The 12,246-nt window shown below is 61.2% G+C and carries 12 protein-coding genes; 11 read left to right on the forward strand and 1 reads right to left on the reverse strand.

Features of this window, described 5'->3' with window-relative positions; all coding sequences use genetic code 11:
* Positions 1 to 27 precede the first annotated feature (27 nt).
* From glyA to ribD, 3 genes are all read left to right on the forward strand, one after another.
* Positions 28 to 1,284 carry a serine hydroxymethyltransferase gene (gene glyA, locus CGS25_RS10610; RefSeq protein ID WP_101675429.1) on the forward strand — a complete coding sequence of 419 codons (1,257 nt, stop codon included), beginning with the start codon at positions 28 to 30 and terminating at the stop codon, positions 1,282 to 1,284.
* Between the two features lie 186 nt (positions 1,285 to 1,470).
* The gene (gene nrdR, locus CGS25_RS10615; RefSeq protein WP_089033466.1) at positions 1,471 to 1,956 is read left to right on the forward strand and encodes a transcriptional regulator NrdR; all 486 of its coding nucleotides are present in this window, start codon (positions 1,471 to 1,473) and stop codon (positions 1,954 to 1,956) included.
* The gene (ribD, locus tag CGS25_RS10620; RefSeq protein WP_101675430.1) at positions 1,953 to 3,065 is read left to right on the forward strand and encodes a bifunctional diaminohydroxyphosphoribosylaminopyrimidine deaminase/5-amino-6-(5-phosphoribosylamino)uracil reductase RibD; all 1,113 of its coding nucleotides are present in this window, start codon (positions 1,953 to 1,955) and stop codon (positions 3,063 to 3,065) included. The genes nrdR and ribD overlap by 4 nt, the downstream gene beginning before the upstream one ends.
* A 23-nt stretch (positions 3,066 to 3,088) precedes the next feature.
* On the opposite strand, the gene CGS25_RS10625 is transcribed toward ribD, so the two are convergent.
* The gene (locus CGS25_RS10625; RefSeq protein ID WP_101675431.1) at positions 3,089 to 4,348 is read right to left on the reverse strand and encodes a GGDEF domain-containing protein; all 1,260 of its coding nucleotides are present in this window, start codon (positions 4,346 to 4,348) and stop codon (positions 3,089 to 3,091) included.
* Positions 4,349 to 4,738: 390 nt separating this feature from the next.
* Between CGS25_RS10625 and paaA the strand changes: the two genes are divergently transcribed.
* The 8 genes from paaA to CGS25_RS18985 all read left to right on the forward strand — a co-directional run bounded on the left by paaA (position 4,739) and on the right by CGS25_RS18985 (position 12,236).
* Positions 4,739 to 5,725, forward strand: coding sequence for a 1,2-phenylacetyl-CoA epoxidase subunit PaaA (gene paaA, locus CGS25_RS10630; RefSeq protein WP_101675432.1), 987 nt, complete (start codon positions 4,739 to 4,741; stop codon positions 5,723 to 5,725).
* Between the two features lie 96 nt (positions 5,726 to 5,821).
* Positions 5,822 to 6,103 (forward strand): 1,2-phenylacetyl-CoA epoxidase subunit PaaB, encoded by a 282-nt coding sequence (gene paaB, locus CGS25_RS10635; RefSeq protein WP_089033462.1) that lies wholly within the window; start codon positions 5,822 to 5,824, stop codon positions 6,101 to 6,103.
* A gap of 11 nt (positions 6,104 to 6,114) precedes the next feature.
* A complete protein-coding gene (gene paaC, locus CGS25_RS10640) occupies positions 6,115 to 6,870 on the forward strand; it encodes a 1,2-phenylacetyl-CoA epoxidase subunit PaaC (RefSeq protein WP_198588756.1) in 756 nt (251 codons plus the stop codon).
* The gene (gene paaD, locus CGS25_RS10645) at positions 6,857 to 7,396 is read left to right on the forward strand and encodes a 1,2-phenylacetyl-CoA epoxidase subunit PaaD (protein ID WP_101675434.1); all 540 of its coding nucleotides are present in this window, start codon (positions 6,857 to 6,859) and stop codon (positions 7,394 to 7,396) included. Before paaC ends, paaD begins: the two co-directional genes overlap by 14 nt.
* Before the next feature lie 2 nt (positions 7,397 to 7,398).
* Positions 7,399 to 8,475 carry a 1,2-phenylacetyl-CoA epoxidase subunit PaaE gene (gene paaE, locus CGS25_RS10650; protein ID WP_101675435.1) on the forward strand — a complete coding sequence of 359 codons (1,077 nt, stop codon included), beginning with the start codon at positions 7,399 to 7,401 and terminating at the stop codon, positions 8,473 to 8,475.
* A 250-nt stretch (positions 8,476 to 8,725) separates the two neighbouring features.
* Positions 8,726 to 10,777 carry a phenylacetic acid degradation bifunctional protein PaaZ gene (gene paaZ, locus CGS25_RS10655; RefSeq protein ID WP_101675436.1) on the forward strand — a complete coding sequence of 684 codons (2,052 nt, stop codon included), beginning with the start codon at positions 8,726 to 8,728 and terminating at the stop codon, positions 10,775 to 10,777.
* A 410-nt stretch (positions 10,778 to 11,187) separates the two neighbouring features.
* A complete protein-coding gene (locus CGS25_RS10665; protein ID WP_101675438.1) occupies positions 11,188 to 11,727 on the forward strand; it encodes an ABC-three component system protein in 540 nt (179 codons plus the stop codon).
* On the forward strand, positions 11,721 to 12,236 hold the full coding sequence (locus CGS25_RS18985) for an ABC-three component system middle component 5 (protein ID WP_157933806.1): 516 nt from the start codon (positions 11,721 to 11,723) through the stop codon (positions 12,234 to 12,236). The genes CGS25_RS10665 and CGS25_RS18985 overlap by 7 nt, the downstream gene beginning before the upstream one ends.
* The last annotated feature ends 10 nt before the right edge of the window (positions 12,237 to 12,246 follow it).

Below are 12,246 nucleotides of genomic sequence, written 5' to 3' on the forward strand. Positions count from 1 at the left end.
ATTCAATCCCCAACGCACAGGTAGCCCATGTTCCCGAAAAGCATGTCCATCGCCGAGTTCGACCCGGAAATCCAGGCCGCCATCGACGCCGAGCGCGAGCGCCAGGAACAGCACATCGAGCTGATCGCCTCCGAGAACTACGCCTCGCCCCGGGCGATGGAAGCGCAGGGCTCCGTGCTCACCAACAAATACGCCGAGGGCTACCCGGGCAAGCGCTACTACGGCGGTTGCGAAAACGTCGATGTGGTCGAACAACTGGCCATTGACCGCGCCTGCAAACTGTTCGGCGCCGACTGGGCCAACGTGCAGCCGCACGCTGGCTCGCAAGCCAACGCGGCGGTCTACATGGCGGTGCTCAAGCCCGGCGACACCGTGCTGGGCATGAGCCTGGACGCCGGCGGCCACCTCACCCACGGCGCCAAGCCGAACTTCTCTGGCAAGATGTACAACGCCATTCAATACGGCCTGGACAACGCCACCGGCCTGATCGACTACGACCAGGTGGACAAGCTGGCCCGTGAGCACAAACCGAAAATGATCGTCGCCGGCTTCTCCGCCTACTCCCAAGTAGTGGATTGGCAGCGCTTTCGCGACATCGCCGACGAAGTGGGCGCCGTTTTGCTGGTGGACATGGCCCACGTGGCCGGCCTGGTCGCCGCGGGTGTTTACCCCAGCCCGGTGGGCATCGCCGACATCACCACCACCACCACCCACAAAACCCTGGGCGGCCCGCGCGGCGGCCTGATCATGGGTAAGGCCAACGAAGACCTGCAGAAGAAGATCAACTCCGCCGTGTTCCCCGGTGGCCAGGGCGGCCCGCTTGAGCACGTCATCGCCGCCAAGGCGATCTGCTTCAAGGAAGCCATGGAGCCGGAGTTCAAGACCTACCAGCAGCAGGTGGTGAAAAACGCCCAGGCGATGGCCAAGGTGTTTATCGACCGGGGTTTTGACGTGGTTTCCAACGGCACCGAGAACCACCTGTTCCTGCTTAGTCTGATCAAGCAGGACATCACCGGCAAAGACGCCGACGCCGCCCTGGGCCGCGCCCACATCACCGTCAACAAAAACGCCGTGCCCAACGACCCGCGCTCGCCCTTCGTCACCTCCGGCCTGCGCATCGGCTCCCCGGCCATCACCCGCCGTGGCTTCAATGAAGCCGACGCCACCGCCCTCGCCGGCTGGATTTGCGACATCCTCGACAACATGGGCGACGAATCGGTGATCGATGCAGTGCGTGGCAAGGTCGGTGAGATCTGTAAGCGGCTGCCGGTTTACGAGCGCTAAGAAGACGCGGTTAAAAGTTGAAAGTTAAAAGTTGAAGGCGCGCGCGGGCCTCGTCATGATATTTGACGCTGCTCGCCGCGCCTTTTCCTTAAGCGCGGCCTGAAGCGCCCAAAAGAGAGTGACCTCGCCCGCGTTTCAACTTTTAACTTTTCACTTTCAACGTGTTTGTTCTGGCCGGAGGCCGCCATGTATTGTCCGTTCTGCGGTGCCCAAGACACCAAAGTCATCGATTCCCGGCTGGTCGCGGATGGCGGCCAGGTGCGGCGGCGGCGTGAGTGTTTGAGCTGCAACGAGCGGTTCACGACTTTCGAGACCGCCGAGCTGGTGATGCCCCGGTTGATCAAATCCGATGGCACCCGCGAGCCGTTCGATGAGAACAAATTGCGCGCCGGCATGATGCGCGCGCTGGAAAAGCGGCCGGTCAGCCTGGAAGATCTGGAAGCGGCGATCAGCCGTATTTGTCACCAATTGCGCGCCACCGGCGAGCGGGAAGTGCCGGCTCGGGAACTGGGCGAGCGGGTCATGGAAGCCCTGCAGCAGCTCGACGATGTGGCCTATGTGCGCTTCGCCTCGGTGTATCGCAGCTTTCAGGACATCTCCGAATTCGCCGCCGAAGTGGACCGCCTGCGCAAGGCGGGCGGAAAGAAAGGCGGCGGCAAGGGCGACGCATGAGTGGCGCCTTCGATCAGCACTGCATGATTCGCGCCGTGCAACTGGCCCGGCGCGGCCTGTACACCACCGATCCCAATCCCCGTGTTGGCTGCGTGATCGCCAAGCACGGCCAGATCATCGCCGAGGGCTTCCATGCCCGCGCCGGTGAACCCCACGCCGAACGCCACGCGCTGGCCGCCGCCGGCGAGCAGGCGCGCGGCGCCACCGCCTACGTGACCCTGGAGCCCTGCTCGCACACCGGCCGCACCGGCCCCTGCGCCGCCGCGTTGATTCAGGCTGGGGTGGCGCGAGTGGTCGCCGCCATGGAAGACCCCAACCCACAAGTGGCCGGCAACGGCTTTCGCGCATTGCGCGAAGCGGGTATCGCCGTGGAGATCGGCTTGCAGGAAAACGACGCCCGCGCGTTGAACCCGGGCTTTATCCGCCGCATGCGCGGCGAGCGGCCCTACATTCGCATCAAGGCCGCCGCCAGCCTGGACGGGCGCACCGCCATGGCCAGTGGCGAATCGCAATGGATCACCGGCCCCGCCGCCCGCGAAGACGTGCAGCGTCTGCGCGCGCGCAGCTCGGCAATCATCACTGGCATTGGCACGGTGCTGGCGGACCGCCCCTCCTACACGGTGCGCCCAGCACAATGGACGCTCGCCGATTACGGCAGCGACACGGTGCGCCAGCCGCTGCGCGTGATTCTGGATCGGCGTTTGCGCACCCCGGCGGATGCGCCGGTGGTCACCGCCGAGGGGCGGTGTCTGATCGTCGGTGGCCAGGCACACCCGGGGCGCGAGAGCGCCCTGCAAGCCGCCGGTGCCGAGGTGATGCACCGGCCGGCTTCCGAGTCGGGGGGCGCCCTTCAGGCCCTGCTCGCCGAGCTGGCGCGCCGTGAGTGCAACGAAATTCTGGTGGAATGCGGCGCCACCCTGGCCGGTGCTTTCGTGCGCGAAGGCCTGTTCGATGAGTTGATTGTCTATCTGGCGCCGACCCTGCTCGGCAGCGACGCCCGTGGCCTGTTCGCCCTGCCGTTCGCGCGCATGGTGGAGCGGGTCCCGCTGCAATGGCGCGACGTTCGGCGGGTCGGCGACGATCTGGGTGTGACGCTGATCCCCGCCTGATATTCCGAATGCCCTTTCCGCTTTTAAGCAATGGAGAGCCGATTGCGGCCCTCGGACTTGGCCCGATAGAGCGCTTCGTCGGCACGCTTTAAGGTGTCGCGCCAATCCACATCGGTGAGCTCGGCAAAGCCCATGCTGGCGCCAATGTCGATGCCGGTGACACCATCGAGCTCGATGGTCGCGAAGGCGGCCAGCAGCCGCGCCACGATGGGCGGCGCGGAATTCGAGTGGGCCTCGGCCAGGTACACCACGAATTCATCGCCGCCCCAGCGGCAGGCGATGTCGCCCTCGCGCATGGTGCTGCGAAGGCGCTCCGCCACCAGACGAATCAGCCGGTCGCCATGGCCGTGGCCGAAGCGGTCGTTGACCAGCTTGAAGTGATCCAGATCGATAAACAGCAAGCCGCCACCGGCACCGCCCAGGTGATCCAGCCGGTTCTCCAGATAAGTCCGATTGAACAGCCCGGAAAGCGGATCGCGGTTGGCTTCGTCGGTGAGTCGTTGAAGCTGATGGCTGTGCTGGGTGCGTTCGCTGAGCGTGCGTGAGTAATGAATCGCCATGGCCGCGAACGCGCCCAGGTGGAAACAGGCGCAACCCAGGGTCAGGGCGCTGAACGGCAGCAATTCCACACGCAGCTCGCGCAGCGTGTCGTGGACGCCGGCGAGAAAGAAAATCGCGAAGCCAAACACGGTCAATCGCCACACCAGCACGCCGCCGGCGCGGCGCGCCCGGTGCAGGAGACGCCACGAAGCCATCGCGAACAGCAGCAGGCAAACGCCGAAAAACGGCGCCGCGCCAGTGCCGTAATCCGCGAACACGCCATTGCCGCTCACCATGAAGCGATCGCTGGCGATAATCAGCCAGGGGTGGCGCAGCCACAGCAGGGATGAAAACAGCAGCCCCGTGGCATACAGAGCCAGCAGCGGGCCGGCCGGCGTGTCGCGCTGGCGCAGCACTCTCTGCAAGCAGATGAAGGCCACCAGCGCCATCACCACCGCCGCCAAAGACAGCCGATAAGGCAGCATCACCTGGTCCGGCTGGCCCTGGCGCAGATGAATGCCCACGGCGATGTCGCCGGTAACGTAGGCGGTGGCGAACAGATTGGCGAGGGTGAAATGCAACGCCACCGGCGCCTCCCGGTCGCGGTGCCGGTACAGCGCCAGCGTAAACACCGCCAACAGCAGCAGCGCCAGGGTGGCGCCGGTGGCCATGATCTTCACCCACAGCGTCCAGGTGTCCTCGCCCCCCGCGATCAAGCCGGTGGCCACAATTTCATCAGGCATATTGCCCCATCGATAACGAATCGCTCCCCTCGGCGAAGAGTAGCAAAAAAGCGCCAGAGCGCCGCTGTGTTATCCGCGCGTCGGGCTGGGCAACCGCGCCTGGGAATGCCTGTTCATGGTGGTTAAGAGTGGAGGGTAATGTATCGGATCATTGTATCAGGGCGGAATCGGCGGCCTTGGATGGTGGCCTGTAAGGTGGCGAAAAAGCGGTGAAAACCCGGAAATAGAGCCGTTCAGAGTGATTTCTGGTCAAGGCGTGATCGGCGCTTTCAGAAATGACACGAAAATAGTAATTTGACATGAAATTATGTATCGTATAAAAATAAACACATTGGCGGATCACCGCCACCCAGTTGGCAGGGCGGGCGATGCCCGGCAGGGAGAGAAACCATGTACGCACAACAGGTGGACACCGGCAGCAAGGGCCTGAAAAGCCTGGATGAAATGAGCCCGGAAGAGCGGCACTTTCAAGAGAAGGTGAACGCGGAAACCAAGATCGAGCCCAAGAACTGGATGCCCGACGGCTACCGCAAGACGCTGATTCGCCAGATATCCCAGCACGCCCACTCGGAAATCGTCGGTATGCTGCCCGAAGGCAACTGGCTGACCCGCGCCCCCAGCCTCAAGCGCAAGCTGCAACTGATGGCCAAGATCCAGGACGAAGCCGGCCACGGCCTGTACCTGTACAGCGCCATGGAAACCCTGGGCGCCGACCGCGACGACGAGATCGATAAGCTGCACCGGGGCGAGGTGAAGTTCTCCTCCATCTTCACTTATCCGACCCTCACCTGGGCGGACATGGGCGCCATCGGCTGGCTCGTCGACGGCGCCGCCATCGTCAACCAGGTGCCGCTGCAGCGTTGCTCCTACGGCCCCTATGCGCGGGCCATGATTCGCGTGTGCAAGGAAGAGAGCTTCCACCAGCGTCAGGGCTACGAAATCCTGCTGACCATGATGCGCGAAGGCACCGACGAGCAGAAAGCCATGGTGCAGGACGCCATCAACCGCTTCTGGTGGCCGTCGCTGATGATGTTCGGCCCCTCCGACGCGGACTCGCCCAACTCCGCGCAATCCATGGCATGGAAAATCAAACGCCACGGCAACGACGACCTGCGCCAGCGCTTCCTCGACCAGACCGTGCCGCAACTGGAATTCCTCGGCTGCACCGCCCCGGACCCGGACCTGAAATGGAATGAGGAAACCGGCCACTACGACTTCGGTGAAATCCAATGGCAGGAATTCTTCGACGTGCTCAAGGGCCACAGCCCTTGCGGCGTGGAGCGGATTCAGCAGCGCAAGAACGCCATCGACGAAGGCCAGTGGGTGCGTGACGCCGCCGTGGCCTACGCCGACAAGCAGAAAGCGAACGCCGCCTGAGGCGGCGCTGATGCAGGATTCAGGATACAGGATGAAGGCGCGGCCTCTGGCCGCGTAATCCATCGGAAAAGACGCAGCACCAACCGGAAAACGAACATGGCTGAATGGACCCTCTTTGAAGTCTTCGTGCGCAGCAAGCACGGCCTCAACCACAAACACGTGGGCAGCGTGCACGCCGCCGACGCCACCATGGCCCTGGAAAACGCCCGCGAGCTCTACACCCGTAGAAGCGAAGGCGTCAGCCTGTGGGTGGTGCCCGCCGCGCAGATTACCGCCAGCGCCGGCGACGAAAAAGAACCCTTCTTCGACCCCGCCGACGACAAGGTCTACCGCCACGCCAGCTTCTACAAGCTGCCCCCGGAAGTGGATCAGATGTGATGAGCGTCGCCATGCAAAACAATCAAGCTCTTGTCGAATACCTTCTTCGTCTCGCCGACACCGACATGGTGCTCGCCCAGCGCTTCTGCGAATGGTGCGGCAACGCCCCGGCCCTGGAAGAAGAAGTGGCGATGATGAACGTGGGCCTGGACCTGCTCGGCCAGGCGCGCAACTGGTACGACTACGCCGCCGAATTGCGCGACGACGGCCGCGACGCGGACTTTCTCGCCTTCCGCCGCAACGAACGGGAATACCGGAATTTATTGATCGCCGAACAGCCGCGCGGTGATTACGCGGTGACCACGGCCAAGCAATTTTTCTTCGACGTCTGGCACCACCTGGTGCTCACGGGCCTGACCGAATCCAGCGACGAACGCATCGCCGGCCTCGCTGCCAAGGGCCTGAAAGAATCCACCTACCACCGCCGTCGCTCCAGCGAATGGATGCTGCGGTTAGGGCAGGGCACCGAAGAAAGCCACCGCCGTCTTACCGACGCCGTGCAGAACCTGTGGCGCTTCACCTACGAGCTCACCGACACCGATGAGATCGAGGACCAGCTCGCCGAAGCGGGCATCGGCGCCGGCAACGTGGGCGACGCCTGGCGCGCCGAAGTGGCCCGCGTGTTCGCTGAAGCCGGCCTGGACCTGCCGGAACCGGCGCGCCACTTCTACATGGACGGCAAGAACGGCAAACACACCGAGCATCTCGGTTTCTTATTGGCCGAGATGCAGTCCCTGCCGCGGGCCTACCCCGATGCAACCTGGTGATTTTATTTTTCGCGAGCGTCAGCCTTTCCGGGGCGAACCGCTCAGCGAAGCGGATTTGCCCCGCGCCTGGGACTGTCTCGTCCAGGTGATGGACCCGGAGGTGCCCGTGGTCAGCGTCGTCGACCTGGGCATGATCCGCGCCGTGGAATGGAGCGACGACAGCCTGCACGTTAAGGTCTCGCCCACTTACTCCGGCTGTCCGGCCACGGAAGTGATCGAGCGCGACGTGCGCGAAGCCCTGGAAGACATCGGCTTCCAGAACCCGCGCATCGAACGGGTGCTGGCGCCGGCCTGGACTACCGACTGGATCACCGACAACGGCCGCGATGCCCTCAAGGCCTACGGCATCGCGCCGCCGCCGAAAGGGCAGGGCCGCGATACCTTGCACGATCCCGGCCCCGCCGAATGCCCGCACTGCGGCGGCACTGACACGGTGCAAGTCAGCGAATTCGGCTCCACCGCCTGCAAGGCGCTTTATAAATGCCGCGAGTGCCTGGAACCCTTCGACTACTTTAAGTGCCTTTAATCATGAGCCAATTTCATTCTCTGACCATCCGTGAAGTGCGCCCGGAAACCCGCGAAGCGGTGTCCATCGCCTTCGACGTGCCGCCGGAACTGAACGACGCCTTCCGCTTCACCCAGGGCCAGCACCTGATCGTGCGTACTCATATGGACGGCGAGGAAGTACGCCGCTCCTACTCCATCTGCACCGGCGTCAACGACGGCGACCTGCGCGTGGCGGTGAAAAAAGTCCCCGGCGGCCGCTTCTCCGCCTTCGCCAACGGCGAGCTTAAGGAAGGCGACAGCCTGGAAGTGATGCCGCCCAGCGGCCACTTCCACATCGACCTGGACCCGGAGCGCCAGGCCCACTACCTGGCCGTGGCCGCCGGCAGCGGCATCACGCCCATTCTCTCCATCATCAAAACCACCCTGGAAGCCGAACCCCATAGCCGCTTCACGCTGCTCTACGGCAACCGCTCCAGCAATTCCACCCTGTTCCGCGAAGCGCTCAGCGACCTGAAAAACGCCTACCTGGGCCGCTTCAACGTCATCTACCTGTTCAGCCGCGAGCAGCAGGATGTGGACCTTTATAACGGCCGCATCGACGCGGAAAAATGCGACGCCATTTTCTCCCGCTGGCTCGACACCCCGAACCTGCACGCCGCCTTCCTCTGCGGCCCACAATCCATGACCGAGGTCGTGCGCGACCGCCTCGTCGCCAACGGCCTGGACAAAAGCCGCGTGCACTTCGAACTGTTCGGCGTCGAAGGCCAGCCGCAGCGCCAACACCGGCGTGTCGAAGAGGTGTCCGCCGACGAAGCCAAAACGCAGGTCACCATCATCGCCGACGGCCGCGAAGTCCAAATCGAGCTGCCCCGCGACTCCAAGAACATCCTCGACGCCGCCAACGACAACGGCGCCGACCTGCCGTTCTCCTGCAAGGCCGGCGTCTGCTCCACCTGCCGCTGCAAAGTAGTGGAAGGCGAAGTGGAAATGGACAACAACTTCGCTTTGGAAGACTACGAAGTCGCCGCCGGCTACGTGCTCTCCTGCCAGAGCTACCCGATCACCGACAAGGTGGTTCTCGACTTCGATCAACCATAAGGAGCCTCCGAACGATGCCGGCGTCGTTTCCGCGGCTGCGCCGCCCTGCGGGGCGCCACGATCGGCCCGCCCTCCGCGTTGTGGCCGCTTGACGTGGCGCCACCACGCCGGCGCGTCCACGCCTTGATGGCGGGCCGCTCGTGACGCCGGAAACGACGCCGGCACCGCCCGGAGGCTCCCGAGCGCACCAAACAACCGGCGACGGCCCAAGAGGCCGTCGTTTCATACGCAGATAGAAAGGAGCCACGCCATGACCGTCCTCCAAAGCTACCTCGCCGGCCAATGGCTCGGCAGCCAGCCCGGTAAACCGCTGGCCAGCGCCATCAACGGCGAGATCGTCGCCCACACCCACGACGACACCCCAGACTTCGCCGCCGCCGTGCACTACGGCCGCACCACCGGCGTTAAGGAACTGCTCAAACTCGACTTCCAGGAACGCGCCGCCCGCCTCAAGGCCATGGCGCAGTACCTGCAAGAACACAAAAAGGAACTCTACACATTGTCGCGCCACACCGGCGCCACCAAAGGCGACAACGCCTTCGACATCGACGGCGGCTTCGGCACCCTGTTCGCCTACGCCAGCATGGGCCGCAAAGAGCTGCCCTCCGGCAACGTCCTCCACGAAGGCCCGGTGATTCCGCTGGGCAAAAACAACCACTTCGCCGGCACCCACATCCTGGTGCCGCGCGGTGGCGTTGCCGTGCACATCAACGCCTTCAACTTCCCGGTCTGGGGCATGCTGGAAAAATTCGCCGGCAACTTCCTCGCCGGCATGCCCTGCATCGTCAAACCGGCCACCGCCACCAGCTACGTCACCGAAGCTTGCGTCCGTCTTATGCAAGACTCCGGCGCCCTCCCGGAAGGCGCGCTGCAACTGATCATCGGCGGCACCGGAGACCTGCTCGACCAGCTCGACGAACAGGACATGGTCACCTTCACCGGCTCCGCGGACACCGCCCGCAAACTGCGCGCGCACCCCAACGTCATCAACCGCTCCATCCCTTTCAACGCCGAAGCGGACTCGCTCAACAGCGCCATCCTCGCCCCGGACGTCACCCCCGACGACGAAGAGTTCGACCTGCTCGCCAAGGAAATCGTCCGCGAGATGACCGTCAAAGCCGGCCAGAAATGCACCGCCATCCGCCGCATCATGGTGCCCCAACAGCACCTGGACGCGTTCGCCGAACGCCTGATCCAGCGCCTGGAAAAAATCACCCTCGGCGACCCGGACGAAGAAGGTGTACGCATGGGCGCGCTCGCCTCCCTCGCCCAGAAAGAAGACGTCACCGTCGCCGTCAACGACCTGCTCAACACCAGCGAATGCATTTTCGGTGGCAACGGTGAACCGCAGCTTATTGGCAAAGGCACCGAAAACGGCGCCTTCTTCGCCCCGCGCCTGCTGCGCAGCCGCGACCCCCACGCCGACGGCGGCGCCCACGACATCGAAGCCTTCGGCCCCGTCAGCACCCTGATGGGCTACGGCGATCTCGACGAAGCCGTCGAACTCGCCGCCAAAGGCAAAGGCAGCCTGGTCACCACCTTCGCCACCAAAGACCCGCAAACCGCCGCCCGTACCATCCCCGTGCTCGCCGCCCGCCACGGCCGCCTGCAAGTGCTCAACGCCGAAGCCGCCAAAGAATCCACCGGCCACGGCGCGCCCCTGCCCATGCTTAAACACGGCGGCCCCGGCCGCGCCGGCGGCGGCGAAGAACTCGGCGGCATCCGCGCCGTCCACCACTACCTGCAACGCACCGCCATCCAGGGCTCTCCGTCTATGCTCGCCGCCGTCACCGGCGAATACGTGCGCGGCGCCGACGTCCTCGAAACCGAAGTGCACCCCTTCCGCCGCCACTTCGACGACCTCGCCATCGGCGAATCCCTGCTCACCCACCGCCGCACCGTCACCGAAGCCGACATCGTCAACTTCGGCTGCCTCTCCGGCGACCACTTCTACATGCACTTCGACGACATCGCCGCCAAAGACTCCCAATTCGGCAAACGCATCGCCCACGGCTACTTCCTCCTCTCCGCCGCCGCCGGCCTGTTCGTCTCCCCGGCCCCCGGCCCCGTGCTCGCCAACTACGGCCTCGACACCCTGCGCTTCATCAACCCCGTCGGCGCCGGCGACACCATCCAGGCCCGCCTCACCTGCAAACGAAAAATCGACCAAGGCAAAGCCGCCCCTGACGGCACCCCGCAAGGTGTGGTGGTCTGGGATGTGCAGGTGAAGAACCAGGACGACGAGCTGGTCGCCAGCTACGACATCCTCACGCTCGTAGCGAAAAAGAAAGGGGACGCATAACTCGCATGGTGAGTTAGTCCTTACTATTTAACTCAAGGCTTCCTTGGTGATGGCCGCTCCTTTTGGGGCGGCCTTTTTTTGTTGTATTCTCAGTACTTATTCCGGTTTGAGCGTTTTGAGGAGGGGACATGGATGACATGACAAAAAGGATATTTTTATCTGTAGGATTGCCTGGAGTTCCTCTTTTTTTGCTGTTTGTGCTAATGAAATACATCTATTCTGATTCAATGGTTGAATTTTTCGGTAGTGAAAGAGTTTTCCTGATAACAATCTTCTTGGTCCTTGTTCTATTCTTCGTTTTTATTTTTTCTCTGCTGAGAAAGAAAAGGAATGACGGAATCGCCAAGAAGATAAATTCCGTTACTTATAAAAACAACTCTACCCATAATGGTGATAACAGGTTTTAGTGCATGGACGTCGAATTAAATTATAAAGACAATTCTGTTCATAACGGGGATAATATCTTTGCGCCTCTAAGTAGTTTGGAAAAAGCGATTGATATTATAATAAAGAAATTTGGCGATGATGAAGAGTTGGTTGATTTTATAGAAGATCTTTCTGATTTGGTTAATAGCCATCCTAATAGGGAGATCGTGGGCCTGGAAGAAAAATTAAATGCAGGTGGCAGGGGTGACTTGGTTGCTGACGCGACGTATTTAAAAAATAAGTTTGAAAGGAGGGTGGCCAAGAATCAGCTCCTAGCGATTGAGCAGCATGTCTATGTGCAGATATTATCTGCCATAATATCAATATGGAAACAAAAAATAAGACCACTAATAAATTCAAATTCTGGCGACATGAAGGTTGACGAGGTTATTTTTGAAGAAATTCTGTGCCCTATCCATAAGGCGGTTATTAAGTACGATAGTTTAATTACCACAGAAAGCGTGTCCGGCATGCTTTATTTTCTTACAGGGAAGTGTCATGTGAGGTGGGATGGAATATGTTAATTTATCATCCGGCTTATGATGTTAATCATTGTGTGTATAGAATTCTTCTTATTGTTGAGAACTCTTCAATCGAGAGAATACCTTTGGATTTAATAATAATCCAGGATTTATATGTCCTTTTTCCGCATTTGTTAAAAGAAATAAGCCCCTTTCCATCTGAGTTGCGAGCCTATAGGAAGGTTGTGAAAGGCATTAGACAGCCCTATGAGTTCATGCGGAATGCGGGAAGGGTGGCGGCACAAATTAAAGTGATTCAAATGGCTGCTATAAAAAGTCTTCTTGCAAAAAAGATTTTATCAATTGAATCTTTCCAGCAGGGATATATTGAAAGAACAAAAAATAATTTACCTAACGATTTGGTTGGTCTTCTGGAATCGGATTTAAATGCACAAGAGAACTGGTTCCACTTGATAGTTAACGAGCTGCCGTCGCAAAAGCTGACTGGGAAAGCGGGCCTGAAAAAGCGTAGCGGACTCCTTGAGTTTCGGTACGACGTGGAGGAGGTATGAGTTTATCAAG

The organism is Alloalcanivorax mobilis, assembly GCF_002864685.1.
Taxonomy (GTDB): domain Bacteria; phylum Pseudomonadota; class Gammaproteobacteria; order Pseudomonadales; family Alcanivoracaceae; genus Alloalcanivorax; species Alloalcanivorax mobilis.